Here is a 21,062-nt window from a genome sequence, read left to right as displayed (position 1 = left end):
CCCTTCGCCCCCCGCTCTCCCGCACCCGAACCCGGATCGCCGACTCCCCACCGGCGTCCCGATCGAGCCCCCGCTCCCCCGCACCCAAACCCGGCTCCCGCTCCGCGCCACTCCCCCGCACCGCGATTCCCCGCTTCCTACTCCCGCGCTGCGCCACTCCCCGCACCGCGATTCCCCCGCTCCCCGCTGCGCCACTCCTCCTCTCCCCCTCCGCGCCCGCATCCGCGCCCGCGCCCAAATCCCCAGCTCCCCACCTCCCCAGTTCCCCAGCTCCGGAGTATCCGGTCGCCGCAAGGCGGAGCGTGCGAGTCGTCCCGGATCTAGACTTCGGGCTGTGGACGGCGAGCTGTTCCCGAGGACGCGCACTGAGGTCGCGCCCGGTGCGGTGCTGCTGCCGGATTGGCTCGGCGAGCAGGAGCAGCGCGAGCTGGTCGCGGCGTGCCGCGAATGGGCGCGGCCTCCGGCGGGCATGCGCACCGTGCGCACGCCGGGCGGCGGCGTCATGTCCGCCAAGGTGGTCGGCCTCGGCTGGCAGTGGCGCCCCTACTACTTCTCGAAGACGGCCGACGACGGTACGCCGGTGAAGCCGTTCCCGCCCGAGCTCGGCGAACTCGCCGGCCGGGCGCTCGCCGACGCCTTCGGCCGGGCGCCGGAGGAGGGCCTGGCATATGACATGGCACTGCTCAACTTCTACGACGCCAAGGCGCACATGGGCATGCACCAGGACAAAGACGAACTGTCGAAGGCCCCGGTCATCTCGCTCAGCCTGGGCGACACATGCGTCTTCCGCTTCGGGAACACCGAATCGCGCTCGCGGCCATACACCGACATGGAGCTGCGCAGCGGGGACCTGTTCGTGTTCGGCGGCCCCTCGCGCTTCGCGTTCCACGGGGTGCCGCGAATCCTTCCCGGCACCGCTCCCAGATGGCTCGGCCTGACCGGCCGCCTCAACCTGACGATCCGGGCGACCGGGCTCCCGAGCTGAGGCGGCCTGGGTTCGGTTCAGACCGGGCTCCCGAGCTGAAGCTGAAGTGGGCCTGGGTTCGGTTCGCACGGGGGGCGTGAGCTGGAAGCGACGCGCCGAGATTGCGCTACTTGCGGTACGAATCCACCTTCTTGATTATCGAGGCGTCCCAGCCGAGTCCGGCGCAGAAGGTGAAGAGGGGCCTCCGCACGGGGCCGGGTTCGACCTCGCGCGGCTTGCGGACTCCGGCCGCTAGCGGTCGGGCTCCGGGCCGGCGTGCCCGGTTCGGTCGAGGAAGTCCCTGCTCAGCGCGCGGCCTGCGGACTCCGGCCGCTAGCGGCCGACCTCCGGGCCGGCGTGACCGATCCGGCAGAGGAAGTCCCTGGTCAGCGCGACGATCTCGTCAAGGTGGGTCTCCAGGGCCCAGTGGCCGGCGTCGAGGAGGTGGAGTTCGGCGTCGGGGAGGTCGCGAAGGTAGGCGCGGGCGGCGGCTTCGGGCATGTAGCCGTCGTGCGGGCCCCAGGCGATGAGAGTCGGCGGGCGGTGCTCGCGCAGGTACGCCTGCTGGCGCGGGAACCAGGCGAGGGTGCTGCCCTGGTCGGCGAGGAGGTCCACGATGCGTTCGCGCCGTTCGGGGTCGCGCACCTGCGCCCAGGAGAGCCGCCACAGGTCGGGGCTGATGCGGGGCACGAGGCGGTCGGGGACCTCCCCGACGAACTCGCCGCGGAAGCCCTCTTCGGAGACGGCCTCGCGGATGCGTTCGCGCCCTTCGGGAGTCGGGTTCGCCCAGTATTCCTTGAGCGGGGCGTACTTCGGGCCGTGCTCGTCCTCGTAGATGTCGCCGTTCTGGATGATGAGGGCCGCGACGCGCTCGGGGGCGGCCATCGCCAGGCGCAGGCCGAACTGGGAGCCGTAGTCGTGCAGGTAGATGGCGTAGCGGGTGAGGCCGAGGACGTCCACGAACTGTTCGAGGAACCGCGCGTAGGCGTCGAAGGTGTGGTCGAAGCGGCGCGGGTCGGGTGTGCCGCTGTAGCCGAAGCCGGGGTAGTCGGGGGCGACGAGGCGCCAGCGGTCGGCGAGCGCGGGGATGAAGTGCCGGTACTGGAACGAGGAGCACGGGTAGCCGTGCGGCAGGAGCAGCACGGGCGCGTCGGGCGGCCCGGCGGTGCGGTAGAAGACCTCGGTGCCGTCGACGTCGACGGTCCGGTGCTCGACGGGTGCGGTGTGGTCGCGCATCGGTGCAACATGCCCGTTGCGAAGCTCGGTAAACCGAGGGCGGGCGGTGGACCGGTCTGCCCGGCGCGGTGAACCGAGCGGCGTGCGGTGAACCCGTCAGCCCGGCGCGGTGAACCGAGCGGCGTGCGGCGAACCTGTCAGCCTGCGCGGTAAGCCGAGCGGCGGGCAGTGAACCGGGTGCGGGAAACCGAGCGGCGGGCAGTGAACCGGTCTGCCGGGCGCGGTGAGCCGTTTGAGGTGCCGTGAACCGGTCTGCCGGGCGCGGTGAGCCGTTTGAGGTGCCGTGAACCGATCAGCCGGGCGCGGTGAACCGAGCTAGGTGCGGTGAACCGGTCTGCCGGGCGCGTTCCTCGGATCAGCGGTCCGCAGGGCGGCGCGAGGCGGCGGCCGCGACCGCGAGGGCGGCGAGGCCCATGGCGACGCCGATCCAGATCGGGGCGGTGAGGCCCCAGTGGGCGTCGATGGCGAGGCCGCCGAACCAGGCGGAGAGGGCGATGCCCACGTTGAAGGCGGAGGCGTTGACCGAGGAAGCGAGGGAGGGCGCGCCGGCGGCGGCGTCGAGCACGCGGGTCTGGAGGACCGGGACCATGGCGAAGCCGGCCGCGCCGATGACGAAGACCATGATCGCGGCCGGGACCGGGGAGTGCGCGGCGAAGGCGAACACGACGAGGGCGGCCGTGGCGGCGCTGATGGTGCCGAAGAGGGCCGGCATGACGGCGCGGTCGGCGAGGCGGCCGCCGAGGAGGTTCCCGGCGGTGAGGCCGACGCCGAACAGGAGCATGAGCCAAGGGACCGTGGACGTCTCGAAGCCGGCGACCTCGGTGAGGATCGGTTCGAGGAAAGTGATCGCGGCGTACGCGGCGCCCCAGCCGAGCATGGTGACCGTCAGGACGAGCCACACCTGCGGGCGGCGGAAGACGGCGAGTTCGCCGCGCAGGCCCTCGCCGGCGTCGTTCGGGCGGGCGGGGACGAACAGCAGGATGGCGGCGAGCGCGAGGGCGCCGATGACGACGATGGCCCAGAAGGCGGCGCGCCAGCCGAGGCGCTGGCCGAGGGCGGTGCCGAAGGGCACGCCGATGACGTTGGCGAGGGTCAGGCCGGTCATCATGAGGGCGATGGCGCGCGAGCGCTTCTCGGGCGCGACGAGGCTGGCGGCCATGATGGGGCCGATGCCCATGTAGGCGCCGTGGCAGAGGGCCGAGACGATGCGGCCGGCCATGAGGAGGCCGTAGGTGGTGGCGACGGCGGCGATGACGTTGCCGGCGATGAAGAGGGCCATGAGGACCGCGAGCATGGTCTTGCGCGGGAGGTTCGCGCCGAGCGCGGTCATGATCGGGGCGCCGACGGCGACGGAGGCGGCGTAGCCGGTGACGAGGAGGCCGGCGGTGGGGAGGGAGACCTTGAGGTCCTCTCCAAGGGGGCCGAGGAGGCCGACGACCACGAATTCGGTGAGGCCGATGCCGAAGGCGCCCAGGGCGAGTGCGCCGATGGCGAGGGCGCGGCGGCTGCGGGTGGCGGCGTCCGGTGCGGGCCGGGGCGCGGTGGTGGTCGGCACGGGGGTCCTCTCGGCGCGGGGTGGGCCTCCGGGGACGAGACGAGGTGCCCCCGGAGCCCGCCGCCCAGTATTCCCCCTCGCCGGGGATTCGTCCAGTGGTTTGTCCAACCGTTTCAAAAACTGGGAGGCGGAGCCGGGGCGGGGGCCGCTGCGGCTCCGTGCGGCTGCGACGCGCGGGCCAGGGCGAGGCCGGGGGCCCAGGGCGGGGCCAGCGGGCGAGGCCAGGGCGAGTCGCGGCAGGCCCGGTGCGGCTTGCCGCGGCTCGGTGCGGCCCGGTGCGGCTTGCCGCGGCTCGGCCCGGTGCGGCTCGGTGCGACTCCCTCCGGACTGCGACCTTCGCCGCAGCGGTGCTCCTGCTTTCGTCGCACCGCGTTGGGGTGCAATGTCGTTCGCGCGGGCGAGGCGTGGGGCGGGGCGGGCGGCGAGGCTGGAGGCCGTCTCAAGAAGGGAACCCCCGTGGCAAGCACCCGTCGTCGTACGCTCATCGCAGGAACTCTGGGAGGAATCACCATCAGCGCAGCATCATTCGAGGCGGCGGCCGCCGAGCCGCCGCGACCGGTCGCGTTCGGCGCGGAGGGCTGCGTGCCCGACCTGGAGGTCGACTGGCACGCCGGGTGGCCCTCGGCGAAGCACGACCCGGCGCCGGAGATCCAGTCGCACGCCGCCGACGAGCACACGATCATCATGCGCCAGAACAAGTCCGTGAACTACGAGGCGCCGTTCATGTTCCTGCTGTTCGGGAACGAGCGGGCGCTCCTGATCGACACGGGCGCCACGCCCGAGCCCGAGTACTTCCCGCTGCGGGACACGGTGGACGAGCACGTCGAGGAGTGGCTGTCGCGGCATCCGCGCCGCGGGTACGAGCTGCTGGTGGCGCACACCCACGGGCACGGCGACCACAAGGCGGGCGACGGCCAGTTCGCGGGCCGGCGGCGCACGACGGTGGTGGGCCCGAGCCTGGAGGAGGTCGTGGCGCACTACGGGTTCGACGACTGGCCGGCGACGCCGCGCCAGGTCGACCTGGGCGGGCGGATCGTGGACGTGATCCCCGGCCCCGGTCACCACAAGGCGGCCACGGTGTTCTACGACCGGTGGACGCGGATGCTGCTGACGGGCGACACGATGTACCCGGGGCGGCTGTACGTGCAGGACTGGGACGCCTTCGAGGCCACTGTGGACCGGCTGGTGGCGTGGAGCGAGGCGCACCCGGTGTCGCATGTGGTCGGTTGCCACGTCGAGATGTCGGTCCAGCCGGGCCTCTCGTACCCGCGCGGGTGGACGTACCAACCCGACGAGGCGCCGCTGCCGATGACCGTGGAGCAGCTGCATGAGCTCCAGCGGGCGGTGCGGGAGATCGGCGGCGCGCCGGGGAAGCACGTGTACGACGCGTTCGAGGTCTGGTTCGAGGCCGAGTGAGCCTGGTCTTAAGACCTCCGGTGGAGGCGGAACGGGGACGCGAGACCGATGGCGGCCGGCGTTCCCGTTCCTAGCCTTGGACTTCCGCGGACCGGACCCGGTCCGGGAAGTCCAAGGAGGAGAACATGACCATCCTGGTCACCGGTGCTACGGGCAATGTCGGCCGCCACCTGGTCGAGCTGCTGGCGGCCGAGGGGCGCCCCGTGCGGGCGCTCACGCGCGACCCCGCCAGGGCGCGGCTTCCGCAAGGGGTGGAGGCGGTCGCGGGCGACTTCACGGACCTCGCGAGCCTGGAGCGGGCGCTGGAGGGGGTCACCGGGCTGCATCTGATGACGACGTTCGGGCCGAAGAACGAGACGGTGCCGCACAGCGCGCAGCTCGCCTCGGCCGCGATCGAGGCCGGCGTCAAGCGGGTGACGCTGCTGTGGAACGGGTACCGGGGGCCGGTCGAGGAGGCGTTCGCGGCGCTGAACCCGGTCGAGCTCCAGCCGGGCGAGTTCATGTCGAACGCGCTGACGTGGGCCGAGGAGATCCGGACCGAGGGCGTGGTGCGCGAGGCGTTCGGCCACGTGGGGCACGCGCCGGTCCACGAGGGCGACATCGCGGCCGTCGCGGCGGTCGCGCTCACCACGGACGACCTCGCGGGGCGGCAGATTCCGCTCACCGGGCCGGAGGTGCTCAACGTGCCGGACCAGATCGGCGCGATCAACGACGCCACCGGGCGGAATGTGCGGTTCGAGGCGCTGGACGAGGACCAGGGGCGGCTGCGGATGCAGGCGCTCGGGTACGACGAGGCGGCCATCGACTACGTCCTGGGCTGGCGCGCCGACCCGCCGGCATGGACCCAGCGCGCCTCCGACACGGTCGAACGCCTGACGGGCCGCCCGGCCCGCACCTTCGCAGACTGGGCCCGGGAGCACGCGGACGCGTTTCGTTAGGGGCTTTCGGGTTTCGTGCGGGCAGCCTCGTGCGCCGCGCGGGGCCGGATCGAGCCGCCCCCGGCTTCGATAGTGCCCGCAGGGTGTGACAATCCGCGGGCTCCGCGATCGGGCCCGTTTCACTAGGAGCGCTCGGGTTTCGCGCGGGCAGCCTCGTGCGCCGCACGAGGCCGAATCGAGCCGCCCCCGGCTTCGATAGTGCCAGCGAGGTCCGACAGTCCGCTGCGGGCGCTCCGCGCCCGCGCGGCGCAGGCCGACCCGGTTTCGGTGTTCGGCTGAGGCTTTTCCTACCGCGGCGGGGACGGCACTCCCCCGCCCCTGCGGCGAAGCGGCCCGCAGGTGTTCCTGCGGGCCGCTTCCCCCCGTTGCGGAGTGCCGGTCGGGGTCAGGCCTGGTCGACCGCGCGGGCGATCGCGTCGGCGATCGGGGTGGTCGGGCGGCCGATGAGGCGGGCGAGGTCGCCGGTCTGGACCGCGAGGAAGCCGCGCGAGATGGCCTCGTCGATGCCGACGAGGATCGGGGCGAACGTGTCGGGGACGCCGGCGCCCAAAAGGATCTCGCGGTGCTTCTCCGCGGGCACGCGGTTGACCGGGATCTCCTTGCCGAGGCGGCGCGAGAGCTCGGCGGCGTACTCCTCGAACGTCCACGCCTCGTCGCCGCTCAGCTCGTACTCGGCGTTCTCGTGGCCCTCGCCGGTGAGCACCGCGACCGCGGCCGCGGCGTAGTCGGCGCGCGCGGCGCTCGCCACGCGGGCGCCCTCCGCAGCGCTGGTGAGCAGGCCCCCGGCGGCGACGGCCTGGCCGATCGCCCCGGTGTAGACCTCGTGGTACCAGCCGTTGCGCAGCAGCGTGTACGGCAGGCCGGAGTCGATGATGTACCGCTCGGTGAGCTGGTGCTCGCGGGCCAGCTCGAAGTCGGCGGCCGGGCCGCCGAGGACGCTCGTGTACGCCAGGAGCGCGACCTTCGCGTCCTTCGCGGCGTCGACCACGGCCTTGTGCTGCGGCACCCGCCGGCCCACCTCGCTGCCGGAGATGAGGAGGACCTTCTCGCCCTCGCGGAAGGCGCCGGTGAGCGAGGCCGGGTCGTCGTAGTCCGCCTGCCGGACCTCGACGCCCCGCTCGCCGAGGCGGGCGGCCTTGGCCGCGTCGCGCACGACGACGGCGATCTCCTGCGCCGGCACCTGTTCGATCAGGCCCTCGACCACCAGGGTCCCGAGGTTGCCGGTTGCTCCGGTCACGACGATCATCTGCTGCTCCTTCAAGTCGGTTGCGTCGATCATTTCACTTTCAAAATGAAAGTGCAATCCAAACGAAAGCACTATCGTGGAGGTAACATTGCGGGATGACCTCCCGTCCCGTCGATCCCGCCGCCGAGTTCAGCGCGCACCACGTCCTCCGCGAGTTCCAGGTGCTCGCCGACGGCTGCCCGTCGCGCCCCGTCCTCGACCACGTGACCGGGCGCTGGGGCACGCTCATCGTGCTGTCGCTGCACAGCGGGCCGAAGCGGTTCAGCGAGATCCGCCGCGCGGTCGGCGGCATCAACGACAAGGCCCTGTCGCAGGGCCTGCGGCACCTCGAACGCGACGGCCTGGTCTCCCGCCACGCCTCAGACGGCTTCCCCTCCCGCGTCGAGTACCGGCTCACCGAGGTCGGCGCCGGCATGGAGGCCCGGCTGCGCGAGATGGTGCGGTACCTCTACGAGCAGATGCCGGTCGTCCTCGAGGCCCAGACCGGGTACGACGCGGAGCACCCCGCCCCGTCCTAGCGGGCGCGCGGGCCCGGAGCCTCCCGCCCATTCGGCCGGACCGGCGGAAAACCGCAGGTGACGGCCCCGCGGCGGCCTAGACTCAGGCCATGGCTGCGCACGTTCCCGGACTGGGAGGGCTGCGGCCGGGCACGGCGATACCGATGTGGGTCCGGCTGCTGCCCCTGGCGGGCCTGGTCCTCGCCTCGCTCATCCAGATCTTCGAGAACGACCCGCTGCACGTCGGCATCGCCATGGCCGCCGTCCCGCTCATGGCCGCGTTCGTGCTCGGACCGGCGTGGACCGCGGTCATCGCCGCGGTGGCCCTGGTTCTCATCGCCGCGCCGCTGCCGTTCACGGGCCGCTTCGACCTCGCCGACCTCATCGTCATCGGCACGGTCTTCCTCACGGCCGTGGGCATCTCCTGGTTCCGCGCCCGCTTCGAGGCCGGCCTGGTCACCATGATCAGCGTCTCCGAGGCCGCCCAGCGCGCGGTCCTGCCCGAGCTGCCCGCACGCGTCGGCGGCCTCGCCTGCGCCGGCGTCTACCGCTCGGCCCAGCGCGGCGCGCGCATCGGCGGCGACCTGTTCGACGTGCGGCCCAGCCCGTTCGGCACACGGCTCATCCTCGGCGACGTGCAGGGCCACGGCCTCGACGCCGTCGGCACCGCCTCCATGCTGCTGTCGGTGTTCCACGAGGCGATCCTCGACGAGCGGGAGCTGAGCGGGATCGCCTGGCGCCTGGAGCGGCGCATCCTCGCCGACGCCTCGGACGGGTACGTGCCCGAGCTGTTCGCCTCAGTGCTCCTCGCCGAGTTCTCCGAGGAGTGCGACGAGGTGCGGCTGCTGTCGTGCGGGCACCCCTCGCCGCTGCTGCTGCGCGGCGAGGAGGTCGAGGAGGTCGACCTCAAGCCCCACCCCGTGCTCGGCCTGCGCCTGGCGGAGCCGACGCGGGCCGGGGCCGCGACCGCGCTGCCGTTCGGCGTGGACGAGACCCTGCTCGCGTTCTCGGACGGCCTGGTCGAGGCCCGCGACGAGGACGGGCACTACTACCCGCTCGCCGAGCACCTCGAAGGGCTCGTGACGCCCTCGCCGCAGCGGCTGGTCGAGTTCGTGTGGGAGGACGCGTCGCGGTTCGCCGCGCGCATGGACGACGACGTCTCGATCCTGGCGGTGACCAGGGTCGAGGGAAGCGGTCCCAGCGCGGAGTTTTTCAATCCGTTAGACGAAGGGTGTTTACAAGCGTTCGATTCTGTGTGAACATCCAAATGAATCGATCAAGACCCCCTGAAGGAGACGACGATGTCATCCCCCCGTCCCCAGCGCGCGCTTCCATTGCGCCGCAACGGCTTCAGACGCGGCCCGGCCGCGGCGGCCGCAGCCGGGCTCGCGGCGGTCGTCGCCGCGTCCGCCCTGCCGGCCCTCACCGGCGGCGCCGCGAACGCCGAAGAGGCCGCCGCGAACGCGGTCACCGTCGCGCTCGACCCGTCCTACCAGCAGGCGGAGTTCGAGGGCTGGGGCACGAGCCTCGTCTGGTTCGCGAACGCCACCGGCGGCTACCCGGACGAGATCCGCAACGAGCTCGCCGACATGGTCTTCGGCGACGAGGGCCTGAACCTGAACATCGCCAGGTACAACATCGGCGGCGGCAACGCCCCGAACATCGACAACGAGTACCTGCGCGGCGGCGCCTCGGCCGTCCCCGGCTGGTGGGCCGCCCCCGAGGGCACCACCCACGAGGACAAGGACTGGTGGGACCCGGAGAACCCCGACCACTGGAACTGGGACGCCGACGCGAACCAGCGCTGGTGGATCGACCGCGTCAAGGAGGACGTCACCCACTGGGAGGCGTTCGCCAACTCGCCGCCGTACTTCCAGACCGTCTCCGGCTACGTCTCGGGCGGCTTCGACGCCAACCAGGACCAGATCCGCGCCGACTCGGTGGACGAGTTCGCCGTGTACCTCACCGAGGTCATGGAGCGCGTCGAGGCCGAGCACGGCATCCGGTTCGACACCGTGGACCCGCTGAACGAGCCGAACACGAACTACTGGGGCACCCAGCTCGGCCCGGACGGCGTGCAGCCGACCGGCGGCCGCCAGGAGGGCGCCCACGCCGGCCCCGAGCTCCAGCAGCTCGTCATCAACGCGCTCGCCGAGCGGCTCTCGGAGTCCGAGCTCGACGCCGTGGTCTCGGCGATGGACGAGACGAACCCGGGCACGTTCGTGCGCAACTGGAACGCGTACACCGAGGAGTCCCGAGCGAACGTCGACCAGCTCAACGTCCACACCTACGGCACCGGCCAGCGCACCAGCGCCCGCGACCTCGCGAAGGCCGCCGGGCTGCCGCTGTGGATGAGCGAGGTCGAGGGCTCGTGGACGTCGGGCCAGGACTACGAGTCCATGGAGAACGGCATCGGCATCGCGTCGCGGATCACCGACGACCTGCGGGAGCTGGAGTCCACGGCGTGGGTGCTGTGGCAGCCGATCGAGGACGTGGCCGGGGGCCACAGCTGGGGCTCGATCCACGTGCCGTTCGACTGCACCGCCGAGGACACGCTCGAGACGTGCCCGATCAAGGTGAACACGAAGTTCTACACGATCCAGAACTTCACGCACTACATCGAGCCGGGCGACCACGTGATCGCCACCGACAGCGCGGCGACGACCGCGGCGGTCGAGGGCGACGGCTCGGGCGCGAACGCGGTGTACACCAACAGCGCCGACGCGGCCGTGGACGTGACGCTCGACCTGTCGAAGTTCGAGCGCATCGCGCGCGGCGCGACCGTGACGCCGGTGGTGACCAGCGCGGACGGCGCGCTCGTCGAGGGCGACCCGGTGCGGGTGCGCGGCGGGCAGGCGACGCTGACGGTCCCGGCGAAGTCGGTGACGACGTTCGTGATCACGGGCGTGTCGGGTGTGGCATGTGACGCGGCACTGTTCCAGGACGGGCACGTGTACCGGTTCGACGGCGTGCAGAGCGGGAAGTCGATCGCGCCGAACGCCGAGGGCACCGGGATCGTCATCGAGACCGACGACCAGTACGACGGCGAGCAGCTGTGGCGGGTCGAGAAGCTGACCGGGGGCTACACGAACACGGAGCGGTACGCGATCGTCAACGCGGCCACGGGGGCGCGGCTGGCGATCGGCGACGGGCTGGCGGTGCTCGAACCCGGTGGGGGCGATCCGTCGGAGGCGGCGCAGTGGTACCTGTCGTCCACCGGCGACGGCACGTTCGTGCCGGTGAACGTCGGCACGGGCCTGGTCCTGGACGTGTGGGGCGAGGCGACGGCGGACGGTTCGCCGGTGCAGACGTACACGCCGACGTCGGCGGCCAACCAGCGCTGGGGCGTGGTGGACGAGACGGTGCTGCGGGCGCAGCAGGTGCGCTCGTACACGGTGCCGGGGTACGTGCCGGAGCTGCCGGCGACGGTGCCGGGCGTGTACCGGGACGGCGCGCGCGGCGCGCTGCCGGTGGAGTGGGAGCTGCCGAGCGAGTCCACGTGGGACCGGGTCAGGACGGTGACGGTGTGGGGCGAGGCGGTCGACGCGCTCGGGAACACGTTCCGCGCCAAGGCGAAGGTCGCCGTGGACACGTTCTCGGAGACGGCGCCGGCGTCGGCGGTGACGTACCCGGGCTTCACGCCGCCGCTGCCGGCGACGGTGACGGCCTTGGGCGACAACGGGACCGAGGCGTCGGTGCCGGTGGTGTGGGAGGAGCCCGCCGAGGGCGCCTTCGACGACTACGGGACCGTGCAGGTCGCGGGCACCGCGGTGCTCGTGGACGGCACGGAGCTGCCGGCGGTGGTGAACGTGGAGGTCACCGATCCGGTCGAGGCGAACGTGGCGCTCGGCGAGGGGGTCGCGATCTCGGCGACGTACACCGAGCCGGGCTACTCGACGGCCGGGCTGCGCAACGGGGTCCTGACGGACAAGGCGTGGTCGAACTGGAAGTCGGGGCCGTTCAACACCGAGGAGGCGATCACGGTGGAGCTGCCGGAGGCGCGGGACGTGACGCGGGTCGTGTCCCACTTCTGGAGCGACGGCGGCCGCCCGTCCTATGCGGACACGTTGACGGTGCAGTACCTCGACGCGGACGGGAACTGGGTCGACGCGGGCTTCGTGGACGTGCCGACCGACGAGGTCCCGGTGATCGACGTGGAGGTGAACGCGAAGACGTCCGCCGTGCGGTTGGTCATGACCGCCGGTTCCGGCGGGACCGCGGGGTGGATCATCCTGAGCGAGATCGAGGTCTACGCGAAGGCCCCGGCCGCTTAGCGTCCGGGTGGAACACGTCGGGGCCCCCACCGCAGGTCGGCGGTGGGGGCCCCAACGCGTTCGGTTCCGCTAGGCGCCGTAGGCGTCCGAGAGCGCGGTCAGGCCCTCGGCCTCGTCCCGGGTCAGCTCGATCTCGGCCGAGGCGAGGAGCGGGGCGAGCTGGTCGAGCTCGCGGGCCCCGGCGATCGGGGCCGCGATGCCGGGGCGCGTGCGCGTCCAGGCGAGGGCGACCGAGGCGATCGCGGCGCCGCGGTCGCGGGCGATCTCGGCGAGGCGGTCGATGATCGCGAGGCCGGCGGCGTTCAGGTTCTTCCCGGCGGCGGCGCCGCGCACGGACCGCTCCAGGTCGGCCTCGGTGCGGTACTTGCCGGTGAGGAAGCCGCTGGCGAGCGCGTGGTAGGGGAACACGCTGAGGTCGGCGGCGACGGCGATGTCGCGCAGGCCGGGCTCGAAGGTCTCGCGGCTGACGAGGCTGTACTTGGGCTGGAGGGCGACCGGGCGGGCGGCGCCGGTGCGCTCGGTGATGTCGAGCCATTCGCGCAGGCGCTCGGGGCTGTAGTTGGAGACGGCGATGTGGCGCACCTTGCCTTCGGTGACGAGCGCGTCGAAGGCGGCGACGGTCTCCTCCAGCGGGGTGGCGGGGTCGTCGAAGTGGGCGTAGTAGACGTCGATGGCGTCGGCGCCGAGGCGCTTGAGGGAGGCGTCGGCGGCGGCCTTGACGTTCGCGGCCGAGAGGCCCTTGTACTCGGGGTGCTGGGACACCTTGGTGGCGATGAGGAGGCGGTCGCGGTTCCTGGCGAGCCAGGTGCCGATGACGGTCTCGGACTCGCCGCCGGCGTTGCCGGGGGCCCAGGCCGAGTAGGAGTCGGCGGTGTCGACGAGGGTGCCGCCGGCGTCGGCGAAGGCGTCGAGGATGCGGTGGGCCTCGGCTTCCGGAGTGGTCCAGCCGAAGGTGTTGGTGCCGAGGACGAGCGGGTGGATCTCGATGCCGGTCCTGCCGAGCTTGGCCATGTGGTGACCTCCAGGGTCGTTTCCCGGGGCGCACGGTGCTGCGCCGCTGCGGTCCGGCGGAAGCCGGGCCGATTTCTGAAGCGATTCTTTCATACACCCCGGGAACGCCGCGACGGAATCCGGACGACTGTGCGAGCGGCCTAGCTCGCCTGCGTCGTCGGCATGATGACGACCTGCTGGAGGTTGACACGCGGCGGGAGTGCGGCGAGGTGGGCGAGCGCCTCGGCGACGTCCCCGGCTTCGAGGACCTCCATGGTCTTGAAGGTGTCGGTGAGCCAGTCGACCGCGTCGGGCTCGGTGACGTGGGCCTGGAGCTCGGTGCGGACGATGCCGGGCTCGATGACGGCGACGCGCACGCCCTGGGCGCCGAGCTCGGCGCGGAGGGTCCGCGAGTAGTGGCTGACGAACGCCTTCGTGCCGCTGTAGACCTCGAAGGTCGGGAAGAGGTTCTGGGCGGCGATCGAAGAGGTGTTCACCAGGTCGGCGACGCCGCGCTCGGCGGCCGCCCGCAGCAGCTGCGGGGTGAACGCGGCGACGGCGTTGAGCAGGCCCTGGATGTTGACGTCGACCTGGCGCCGCCACAGGTCCTCGCGGACCTCGCCGATCTTGGCGGGGAGCATGACGCCGGCGTTGTTGAACAGGAGATCGGCGGTGCCGAGTTCGGCCTCGACGCGGGCGGCGGCGGCCTTGACGGCGTCGGCGTCGGTGACGTCGGCTTGGAGTGCCAGGGCGGTGCCGCCGTTCGCCGCGACGCGCTCGACGAGGGCGTCGAGGCGGTCGGTGCGGCGGGCGATGACGGCGACCTTCGCGCCGCGGGCGGCGAGGAGCTCGGCGGCGGCCTCGCCGAGGCCGCTGGAGGCCCCGGTGACGACGGCGACGCGGCCCGCGAGCGGCAGAAAGGTGTTCACAGTAGACATGCTGGTTCCTTCGGTGTCGTTGACGTCCAGGGCGTTCGCTCGCCCTGCAATCGAGTACAGCACCGGATCGGGCCCGAAAAGGGGCCCAGGAATCCCCTCTCGTGACTGGTACCGGCAGTACCAGTCGAGCGCCGCCCCGGACCGCGGGCGCGGGGCAGAATTGAGGGCATGGACCAGCGCGCTGAGATCTCGGACTTCCTGCGGAGCCGCCGCGCCCGCGTGCACCCGCGGGACGCGGGCGTCGCCGACGACGGCAGGGTGCGGCGGGTGCCGGGGCTGCGCCGCGACGAGGTGGCGCGGCTGGCGAACATGAGCGTGGAGTACTACACGCGCCTGGAGCAGGGCCGGGCCGGGAACCCGTCGCCGGAGGTCCTGGAGGCGCTCGCGGAGGCGCTGCGGCTCGACCGCTCCGAGCGCGACCACCTCGTGGACCTGGCGGGCCGGCGCGCCCCGAAGCGCCGCGGGCCGATCGCGGCGCAGCGGGTGCGGCCGGGGCTGCTGCTGACGCTCCAGAGCCTGGACTCGGTGCCGGCGTTCATCATCGGCAGGCGCATGGACGTGCTCGCGTCGAACCGGCTCGCGAAGGCGGTCCTCACGGACTTCGACGCGCTCCCGGCGCGCAAGCGGAACCTGGCGCGCTGGTACCTGCTCGACCCGGAGGCGCGCGAGCGGGTCGTGGACTGGGAGACGATCGCCCGCGACTCGGTCGCGGTGCTGCGCTTCGACGCGGGCCGGCACCCGGACGACCGGCAGCTCGCCGACCTCATCGGCGAGCTGACGCTCGGCTGCCCGGAGTTCAGCGGCTGGTGGAACGACCACCAGGTGCTGCGGCGCACGCACGGCACCAAGGGGTACCGGCACCCGGTGGCCGGCGAGATCGAGTTCGCGTACGAGGGCTTCGAGCTCCCCGACGACCCCGACCAGACGCTGTGCGTCTACAACGTCCAGCCCGACTCGCCGAGCGCCGAGGCCCTGCGCCTCCTCGACTCCTGGACAGCCCCGGCGGCCCAGCGCGGCTGACGCCGGGGGCACGGTGTGATGAACCACTACCTTCGCCTGAATTGCCCGTACTGGTTATGATTCACGGCCATGACGTACATCTTCGATGTCATCACCTGGGGCCGGGACGGGAACACGCTCGACGGGCGACTGACCAGCCTCATCGGCAGAGACGCCAGGTTCTACCGCGGGCCCGAGTTCGGGCTCCAGCTCCTCATGGACGCGTGGTTCCAGGGCTTCGGCGCCGTCGACATCGACGACGGCACCGCCAAGGAGTTCGAGGAGTGCTTCGAGCTGTTCCTCGGCAAGCGGGTGTGGATCGACGCCAAGGGCAACGTGCTCGACGAGCACACGAAGGAGCCGGTCGAGCCGAAGGTCAACGCGTACAAGGCGTACGAGGGCCAGCTCGACGGCAGCGCGGGCGCCTGGGGGAAGTACACGATCCTGACGACCAAGCCGCGGGGCGAGGAGTTCCTCAAGCGCACCGAGGCCATCATCGCCTCGTTCGCGATCGAGCCCGAGGGCGACGGCGAGCACGCCGAGTTCACGATCCAGGTCACCGACCCGAGGTACCTGGCGCACATGGGGAAGCACGCGAGCTTCGAGACGGCGTTCACCGGCCACGTGCCGCGGTAGCGGCCCGCGGTTCGCGCGGGCCATGTGCCGCGGTAGCGGGCCGCGGTTCGTGCGCGTCGGCCGCCGCGACCGCGAGCGCCGGCGCCGCCCCTGGCACCCGCACGGGGGAAATGCGCTCGGTCCGCGGACCGGGCGCCGGTAGCATCCTGCGGATGACCTCTTGGGAATGGGACGAGACGCTGTTCGCGGGCGCGGCCGTCCACTACGGACTGGGCCGCGTCCCGTACCCCGCGGACCTGGCCGACGCCGTGCGCGACGCGCTCGGCCTGGACGGCGCCGGCCGGCTGCTGGACGTGGGCTGCGGGCCCGGGTCGCTGACCGTCCTCCTCGCGCCCCTGTTCGCCGAGGCCGTGGGGGTCGACGCCGATCCCGGCATGATCGCCGAGGCCCGGCTCAGGGCGCCCGGCATCCGCTGGGAGCGGATGCGGGCCGAGGAGCTCCCCGCGGACCTGGGGACGTTCCGGGTGGTGTCGTTCGCGCAGTCCTTCCACTGGATGGACCGCGAGCTCGTGGCCGAGCGGGTGCGCGGCATGATCGCGCCCGGCGGCGCCTGGGTCCACATCGGAGCGACGACGCACCGCGGGATCGACGGCGGCGGGCCGCTGCCGCACCCCGCGCCCCCGTGGGACGCCGTCGAGGCGCTCGTCGCCGACTACCTCGGCCCGGTGCGCCGCGCCGGGCAGGGCTTCCTGCCCGAGGGCACCGCCTGGGGCGAGGAGGAGGTGATGCGCCGCGCCGGGTACGCCGGCCCGGAGGTCGTCAGCGTCGGCGCGGGCCGGGTCGAGACGCGCAGTGAGGACGAGGTCGTGGCCGCGGTGCTCTCGCTGTCGAGCTCGGCCCCGCACCTGTTCGGCGACCGGCTCGCCGCGTTCGAATCCGACCTGCGCCAGGTCCTGCGGGAGGCGGCCCCGGACGGCCGCTTTGCCGAGCGCTTCCGCGACGTCGGGATCTACATCTGGCGGCCCTGATCGGCGTCGACCACGAGGACGGTCTTGCCGCGGGATCGGCCGGCCTTGATGCGATCGAGCGCGGCGGCGGCCTCCTCCAGCGGGACCTCGTGGTCGATCCGCAACCGCAGCTGTCCTCTCTGGACTGACTCGGCGAGGGAGGCGAGGGTCGCGGGCCTGGCGTTCGCGTACAGGTTCGAGCCGCGCAGGCCGCGGGCGGCGAAGCGCTCGAGGTCGACGGCGCCGTTCGCGGACACGATGGCGCCGTTCGGCTTCAGGAGCGAGGCGATCGCGTCGATCTCCACGGCCGTGGAGACGAGGTCGATCACGGCGTCGATGCCGTCCGGGTGGGCCTCGCGGACCTGCTCGTCGGTGGGCCCGGCGGTGAAGTCGACGGTCTCGGCGGCGCCGAGCTCGCGCAGCAGCGCGGCCGTGTCGGGGTCGGTGGTGGCGATGACGCGGATGCCCTGGCCGGCGGCGAGCTGCACCGCGGCCTGGCCGACCCCGCCGGAGGCGCCGTTCACGAGGAGGCACTGGCCCGGCCCGGCCCCGGTGCCCTCCACGAAGTCGTGAGCGGCGGCGCCCGCGGTCGGCAGGGCCGCGGCGGTGGCGAAGTCGAGCTTGTCGGGCAGGCGGGCGAGCTTCGCGGCGGGCGCGATCGCGTACTCGGCATAGGAGCCGCGCCCGCGCTGGACGTCCATGAACTGGCCGAAGACGCGCTCCCCGGGCTCGAAGCGCGGGTCGGTGAGGCCGGGCTCGCCGGCGCTGATGACCGTGCCGGCGCCGTCGGAGCCGAGGACGAGCGGGAACAGGTGGTCGACCGCGTCGCGCATGGCGCCCTCGACGACCTTCCAGTCGAAGGGGTTCACGCCCGCGGCGGCGATCTTGACCAGGACCTCCCCCGGGCCGGGTTCGGGGACGGGGAGGTCCGCGAGGCTCGGCTCGGTGTGGAAGTCGGTGACGACGACAGCGCGCATCTCAGGGGTCCCCTTCGGTCTCGCCCGGCGGGCGCCCGGCTGCGCCCGGCCTGAATCTACACCGGTGCGTACCCACCGGAGGCGGTTCGAATGCGGGGAGCGCGGAATGCCGTCCCGAACCCCCGCCCGCCTCTGAGGGGCCGGCCTCGGCGACGCTCGCGAGCCGGTGAGGCGCACGGCCGCCGGCGGGTCCGGCGGCGACCGGGCCCTCCCGCGAACGGCACCCGGACGCGGGACCCGCTCGAAACCGGAATCACAGCGCCCCAACCGGACCGAGACAGGCCAATCGGGGCGTTTCGCCAGCGCATCAGGGCCTTGTACGCTTCAACGTGGACACGACCCCCTCTTCCGCGGTCCCTTGCGCGCGAACGCGTCCGCCCTGCCCTGCCGACCCCTCGGAGGAGACCCATGCGTGCTTGGTCGCACCGCGGCGTGCTGCGCGGAAGGATCCACGGCCGCCTGCTCCTGGTCCTCGTCGCGGTCGCCGCGATCGCCTCGGCCGCCGCCGTGTGGCAGTTCGGGAGCCTGCGCGACGACCACGACCCCGACCTGGCCGAGGCCCAGCTGCCTGCGGGCCCGCAGTTCACCGGGGCCGGCGAGAGCGCGACCCCGAGCCCGTCGGCCTCGCCGTCCGAGACGCCCCCGTCGTCGGCCGCGCCCACGAGCGCCGAGCCGACCACGGCCGAGGCCGAGACGAGCGAGGCGGACCCGGCCGAGACCGTGCCGCCGTGCACCGCCTCCCTGCGCCTGGACAGCGAGTCGGACGACTCGGTCTCGGTGACCGTGGAGGTCGCGAACACCGGGACGGAGCCGATCGACGGCTGGGAGGTCGTGCTCGACCTCAAGCACCTGGAGGTGACCACCACGTGGGGCCTCCAGCACATCGACGGCGACCGCTACGGCGACATCCTGTTCAACGCGGCGATCGAGCCCGGCGACAGCGTCGAGCCGAGCTTCCAGGCCGACACGCAGGGCGCGTGGGAGCTGCCGGCGACCGTGCCGTGCACCCCGGCCGGTTAGGCGCCGCCCTCGACGAGGGTGGTGGGGCGGTGGAGGACGGGGAAGTTCACCGAGTTCGCGATGAAGCAGGTCTTGTTGGCGTCGTGGTGGAGCTCGGCGGCCCGCTCGGCGCGCTCCGGGTCGGCGACGGTGACGACGGGGTTGAGGACGACCTCGGTGATGCGGCCGGAGTAGCCGCCGTCCTCGGTCATGGTGCCGGTGGCGGCGTCCCGGTAGGCGGTGACAACGATCCGCTCCCGCGCGCACAGCGACAGGAACGTGAGCATGTGGCATTCGGAGAGCGAGGCGACGAGGAGCTCCTCGGGGTTCCAGCGGTCCTTCTGGCCCCGGAACGCGGGGTCGGCGCTGCCCTGGAGGAGGGGCTTGCCGGGCGCAGTGATGTCGTGGTCGCGCCCGTAGGAGAGGTACGAGGCGGTGCCCTTGCCGGTGTTGCCGGTCCAGTCGACGGTGACCTCGTAGTGGTGCTCGCGGCCGCTCATGCGGGGCTCCTTCCGATCGGGTTGCCCGAATCGTAGCCGGGGCGGGGGCCGGGCGGCCGGGTCATGCTCCGGAGAGGAGGACGGTCTCGTGGTCGGGGAGCTTGTCCCACCAGTGGCGGTGGCGGCGGTACACGTCGGGTTCGCGGCCGGCGAGCAGCGCGGTGAGGCCCTTCGCTTCGGCGGCGAGGGCGTCCCAGGCGTCGTCGGGGAGCGGGTGGAAGGCGGTGGCCTCCACGCCGCCTTCGACGGTGCGCCAGACGCCCGCGGCGAAGCCGTCGACGAAGAGGATCGGGAGGACGTCGCCGTTGTTGCGGATGAGCGTGGTCCGGTAGTCGGGCGGGACGGTGCGGGCGCGGTCATGGAAGGCGAGGAACACGTTGTCCCACATGGCCATCAGCCGCGGCGGGGCCGGCACGTCCTCGTCGGGGAGGGTCGCGCCGGGAAGGTCGTGGAGGACTTCGCCGTTCGGGCCCTCGTGGACGACGAGGTCGAGGCCGGCGATCGCCTGCTTGACGCGGCCGCGCTGGACCATCGCGAACTGGGCGACGTCGGCGATGCTCACGGGCCCGAAGCCTTCGATGTGGCGCAGGACGAGCGCGGCGAGGGCGCGGTCGGCGGCGTCCTGGTCGCGCAGGGCCGGCGGGTCCGGGAGGGCGGTGTAGGCGACGGTGTCGGCGAAGCCCCACGGGCCGCCGTTCGGGGCGCGCAGGAGCGGCGCGTACTGGCGGATGCCGGGCCAGACCTGCTTGGCGGTGTCGGGGTCGAGGCGCTCGGCGAGCCAGGCCTCGCATTCGCGGGCGGTGCGGACCTCGCCGTGCGCGAAGAGGGCGTCCATGAGCGCTTCGGTGAGCGCGAACGCCTCGGCGCCGGAGAGGCCGGCCGAGGCGATGCGGCCGCCGAGCTTGGCGGCGTACAGGGACGGGTCGGTGGCCTCGCGGAAGGTGCGGTACTCGGCGGCGGCGACGGTGTGGAGGGTCATGCGGACGGGGTTGCCGCGCAGGAGGCGGCCGTCGGCGTAGGCGGCGTCGAGGTCGGCGGGGTCGAAGTCCGCGACGCGGTTCCACAGGCCGATGTACGGCGACACCGGCGTCTGGGACTGAAGGGCGACCGCGCCGCGGACGGCGGCGACCACGTCGATGTCGGCCCGGCGCAGGAGCGACTGGCGGTCGAGGGTGGCGCGATTCAGCCGCCGGGTCGTGAGCTGCATGGTGCGAGGCTATCCGCCGGGACCGACAGGAACGCGGCGTCCGGGCGCGATGGGGTCGATGGCCGCACGGGAGCGGGGCCGGGCCCTGCCGCCCGGCCCCGCGGAGGGGAGGTCAGATTTTCCCGACGTAGGCGGCGCAGGAGTCGAGGAGCATCTGGGTGCCCTCTTTGGCCATGTCGTGCTGCTCCTGGGTGGCGAGGGTCTGCGAGACGACCAGGCGGGTGCGGCCTCCGTCGAGTTCGGCGAGGTCGAGGCGCATGACCTCTTCGCCGTCGGGGGTGTCCATGCCCATGACCAGGGTCTCGTGCTCGACCACGTCGATGTAGCGGCCGGTGATGGGGAACTCCTGGCCGTCGGGGGTGACGACGGTGGCGGTGTAGCGGCCGCCGGGGGTCACGTCGAGGGCGACGGAGCCGGGCTTGGAGTAGCTCCACGCCTCGTAGTGGGGGTTCTCGGTCCAGGCGGTCCACACGGTGGCGACGGGGACGTCGACTTCGGTGGTGAGCGTGTAGCTGTAGCCGTTCTCGTTGGCGGTCATGTCTCGGTCCTCCTATGTTCGGGGCGTTTCGTTTACGTCCATGAAGACGGGGCGGGCGGCGGGGATTCATCGCGCCCGCCGAGGTTTTTCTCCGGGGCGCCGGGGACGGTGCCGGGCCGGGGCCGTGGCGGGGGTTTGCCAGTATTGGAGTCCCCTTTCGAACGGAGGCCGCGATGGCGAACCGATCCGCTGGCGAAGCTGATGT

General features: G+C 72.7%; 19 protein-coding genes. 10 read left to right on the top strand and 9 right to left on the bottom strand.

Annotated features, from left to right (window positions below):
* The first annotated feature begins 334 nt into the window (after positions 1-334).
* On the top strand, positions 335-985 hold the full coding sequence (locus EIW28_RS07945; protein WP_125247163.1) for an alpha-ketoglutarate-dependent dioxygenase AlkB family protein: 651 nt from the start codon (positions 335-337) through the stop codon (positions 983-985).
* 312 nt (positions 986-1,297) lie between these two features.
* On the opposite strand, the gene EIW28_RS07940 is transcribed toward EIW28_RS07945, so the two are convergent.
* Positions 1,298-2,200 carry an alpha/beta fold hydrolase gene (locus EIW28_RS07940; protein ID WP_125247162.1) on the bottom strand — a complete coding sequence of 301 codons (903 nt, stop codon included), beginning with the start codon at positions 2,198-2,200 and terminating at the stop codon, positions 1,298-1,300.
* Positions 2,201-2,555: 355 nt separating this feature from the next.
* Positions 2,556-3,755, bottom strand: a complete 1,200-nt coding sequence (locus tag EIW28_RS07935) for an MFS transporter (RefSeq protein WP_158630320.1) — start codon at positions 3,753-3,755, stop codon at positions 2,556-2,558.
* 582 nt (positions 3,756-4,337) lie between these two features.
* Between EIW28_RS07935 and EIW28_RS07930 the strand changes: the two genes are divergently transcribed.
* Both EIW28_RS07930 and EIW28_RS07925 read left to right on the top strand, forming a co-directional pair.
* The gene (locus tag EIW28_RS07930; RefSeq protein WP_125247160.1) at positions 4,338-5,171 is read left to right on the top strand and encodes an MBL fold metallo-hydrolase; all 834 of its coding nucleotides are present in this window, start codon (positions 4,338-4,340) and stop codon (positions 5,169-5,171) included.
* Positions 5,172-5,296: 125 nt separating this feature from the next.
* A complete protein-coding gene (locus EIW28_RS07925; protein ID WP_125247159.1) occupies positions 5,297-6,109 on the top strand; it encodes an SDR family oxidoreductase in 813 nt (270 codons plus the stop codon).
* A gap of 385 nt (positions 6,110-6,494) precedes the next feature.
* Here EIW28_RS07925 and EIW28_RS07920 read toward each other — a convergent pair whose 3' ends face one another.
* On the bottom strand, positions 6,495-7,388 hold the full coding sequence (locus tag EIW28_RS07920) for an SDR family oxidoreductase (RefSeq protein ID WP_197717147.1): 894 nt from the start codon (positions 7,386-7,388) through the stop codon (positions 6,495-6,497).
* Positions 7,389-7,450: 62 nt separating this feature from the next.
* Here EIW28_RS07920 and EIW28_RS07915 point away from each other — a divergent pair, with 62 nt between their 5' ends.
* The 3 genes from EIW28_RS07915 (at position 7,451) to EIW28_RS07905 (ending at position 12,126) form a co-directional block, all read left to right on the top strand.
* Positions 7,451-7,873 carry a winged helix-turn-helix transcriptional regulator gene (locus EIW28_RS07915; protein ID WP_125247158.1) on the top strand — a complete coding sequence of 141 codons (423 nt, stop codon included), beginning with the start codon at positions 7,451-7,453 and terminating at the stop codon, positions 7,871-7,873.
* Between the two features lie 89 nt (positions 7,874-7,962).
* Positions 7,963-9,111, top strand: coding sequence for a PP2C family protein-serine/threonine phosphatase (locus tag EIW28_RS07910; protein ID WP_125247157.1), 1,149 nt, complete (start codon positions 7,963-7,965; stop codon positions 9,109-9,111).
* Positions 9,112-9,153: 42 nt separating this feature from the next.
* Positions 9,154-12,126, top strand: coding sequence for an RICIN domain-containing protein (locus tag EIW28_RS07905; protein WP_125247156.1), 2,973 nt, complete (start codon positions 9,154-9,156; stop codon positions 12,124-12,126).
* 69 nt (positions 12,127-12,195) lie between these two features.
* On the opposite strand, the gene EIW28_RS07900 is transcribed toward EIW28_RS07905, so the two are convergent.
* Positions 12,196-13,137 (bottom strand): aldo/keto reductase, encoded by a 942-nt coding sequence (locus EIW28_RS07900; RefSeq protein WP_125247155.1) that lies wholly within the window; start codon positions 13,135-13,137, stop codon positions 12,196-12,198.
* A gap of 140 nt (positions 13,138-13,277) precedes the next feature.
* Positions 13,278-14,054, bottom strand: a complete 777-nt coding sequence (locus tag EIW28_RS07895; protein ID WP_125247154.1) for an SDR family oxidoreductase — start codon at positions 14,052-14,054, stop codon at positions 13,278-13,280.
* Positions 14,055-14,222: 168 nt separating this feature from the next.
* Between EIW28_RS07895 and EIW28_RS07890 the strand changes: the two genes are divergently transcribed.
* The 3 genes from EIW28_RS07890 to EIW28_RS07880 all read left to right on the top strand — a co-directional run bounded on the left by EIW28_RS07890 (position 14,223) and on the right by EIW28_RS07880 (position 16,657).
* Complete coding sequence (locus EIW28_RS07890; RefSeq protein WP_125247153.1) at positions 14,223-15,074, top strand: helix-turn-helix transcriptional regulator; 852 nt, start codon at positions 14,223-14,225, stop codon at positions 15,072-15,074.
* A 69-nt stretch (positions 15,075-15,143) separates the two neighbouring features.
* A complete protein-coding gene (locus EIW28_RS07885) occupies positions 15,144-15,689 on the top strand; it encodes a hypothetical protein (protein ID WP_125247152.1) in 546 nt (181 codons plus the stop codon).
* Positions 15,690-15,841: 152 nt separating this feature from the next.
* On the top strand, positions 15,842-16,657 hold the full coding sequence (locus EIW28_RS07880) for a class I SAM-dependent methyltransferase (RefSeq protein ID WP_125247151.1): 816 nt from the start codon (positions 15,842-15,844) through the stop codon (positions 16,655-16,657).
* On the opposite strand, the gene EIW28_RS07875 is transcribed toward EIW28_RS07880, so the two are convergent.
* Complete coding sequence (locus EIW28_RS07875) at positions 16,639-17,613, bottom strand: NADP-dependent oxidoreductase (RefSeq protein WP_125247150.1); 975 nt, start codon at positions 17,611-17,613, stop codon at positions 16,639-16,641. The genes EIW28_RS07880 and EIW28_RS07875 overlap by 19 nt on opposite strands.
* A 408-nt stretch (positions 17,614-18,021) precedes the next feature.
* On the opposite strand from EIW28_RS07875, the gene EIW28_RS07870 reads away from it, so the two are divergent.
* Entirely contained in the window at positions 18,022-18,633 is a 612-nt protein-coding gene (locus EIW28_RS07870; protein ID WP_125247149.1) for a cellulose binding domain-containing protein, read from the top strand.
* Here the strand turns inward: EIW28_RS07870 and EIW28_RS07865 are convergent.
* The 3 genes from EIW28_RS07865 to EIW28_RS07855 form a co-directional block, all read right to left on the bottom strand.
* On the bottom strand, positions 18,630-19,112 hold the full coding sequence (locus EIW28_RS07865) for an OsmC family protein (RefSeq protein ID WP_125247148.1): 483 nt from the start codon (positions 19,110-19,112) through the stop codon (positions 18,630-18,632). The two genes, EIW28_RS07870 and EIW28_RS07865, sit on opposite strands and share 4 nt — an antisense overlap.
* A 61-nt stretch (positions 19,113-19,173) precedes the next feature.
* A complete protein-coding gene (locus EIW28_RS07860) occupies positions 19,174-20,319 on the bottom strand; it encodes a winged helix DNA-binding domain-containing protein (RefSeq protein ID WP_125247147.1) in 1,146 nt (381 codons plus the stop codon).
* A 112-nt stretch (positions 20,320-20,431) separates the two neighbouring features.
* Positions 20,432-20,857 carry an SRPBCC family protein gene (locus EIW28_RS07855; protein WP_125247146.1) on the bottom strand — a complete coding sequence of 142 codons (426 nt, stop codon included), beginning with the start codon at positions 20,855-20,857 and terminating at the stop codon, positions 20,432-20,434.
* Positions 20,858-21,062: the final 205 nt, after the last annotated feature.

It is taken from the genome of Glycomyces terrestris, assembly GCF_003933745.1.
Taxonomy (GTDB): Bacteria; Actinomycetota; Actinomycetes; order Mycobacteriales; family Micromonosporaceae; genus Glycomyces; species Glycomyces terrestris.
Note: the sequence above shows the minus strand (reverse complement) of the source record. Positions and strands in the feature narration are given on the sequence as shown.

What these genes read in the sequence shown, in the direction of transcription:
- EIW28_RS07940 (WP_125247162.1), bottom strand. Translation starts at nt 2,200, where the DNA reads ATGCGCGACCACACCGCACCCGTCGAGCACCGGACCGTCGACGTCGAC.
- EIW28_RS07925 (WP_125247159.1), top strand. Translation starts at nt 5,297, where the DNA reads ATGACCATCCTGGTCACCGGTGCTACGGGCAATGTCGGCCGCCACCTG.
- EIW28_RS07920 (WP_197717147.1), bottom strand. Translation starts at nt 7,388, where the DNA reads ATGATCGACGCAACCGACTTGAAGGAGCAGCAGATGATCGTCGTGACC.
- EIW28_RS07915 (WP_125247158.1), top strand. Translation starts at nt 7,451, where the DNA reads ATGACCTCCCGTCCCGTCGATCCCGCCGCCGAGTTCAGCGCGCACCAC.
- EIW28_RS07910 (WP_125247157.1), top strand. Translation starts at nt 7,963, where the DNA reads ATGGCTGCGCACGTTCCCGGACTGGGAGGGCTGCGGCCGGGCACGGCG.
- EIW28_RS07905 (WP_125247156.1), top strand. Translation starts at nt 9,154, where the DNA reads ATGTCATCCCCCCGTCCCCAGCGCGCGCTTCCATTGCGCCGCAACGGC.
- EIW28_RS07900 (WP_125247155.1), bottom strand. Translation starts at nt 13,137, where the DNA reads ATGGCCAAGCTCGGCAGGACCGGCATCGAGATCCACCCGCTCGTCCTC.
- EIW28_RS07895 (WP_125247154.1), bottom strand. Translation starts at nt 14,054, where the DNA reads ATGTCTACTGTGAACACCTTTCTGCCGCTCGCGGGCCGCGTCGCCGTC.
- EIW28_RS07890 (WP_125247153.1), top strand. Translation starts at nt 14,223, where the DNA reads ATGGACCAGCGCGCTGAGATCTCGGACTTCCTGCGGAGCCGCCGCGCC.
- EIW28_RS07885 (WP_125247152.1), top strand. Translation starts at nt 15,144, where the DNA reads ATGACGTACATCTTCGATGTCATCACCTGGGGCCGGGACGGGAACACG.
- EIW28_RS07880 (WP_125247151.1), top strand. Translation starts at nt 15,842, where the DNA reads ATGACCTCTTGGGAATGGGACGAGACGCTGTTCGCGGGCGCGGCCGTC.
- EIW28_RS07875 (WP_125247150.1), bottom strand. Translation starts at nt 17,613, where the DNA reads ATGCGCGCTGTCGTCGTCACCGACTTCCACACCGAGCCGAGCCTCGCG.
- EIW28_RS07870 (WP_125247149.1), top strand. Translation starts at nt 18,022, where the DNA reads ATGCGTGCTTGGTCGCACCGCGGCGTGCTGCGCGGAAGGATCCACGGC.
- EIW28_RS07865 (WP_125247148.1), bottom strand. Translation starts at nt 19,112, where the DNA reads ATGAGCGGCCGCGAGCACCACTACGAGGTCACCGTCGACTGGACCGGC.
- EIW28_RS07860 (WP_125247147.1), bottom strand. Translation starts at nt 20,319, where the DNA reads ATGCAGCTCACGACCCGGCGGCTGAATCGCGCCACCCTCGACCGCCAG.
- EIW28_RS07855 (WP_125247146.1), bottom strand. Translation starts at nt 20,857, where the DNA reads ATGACCGCCAACGAGAACGGCTACAGCTACACGCTCACCACCGAAGTC.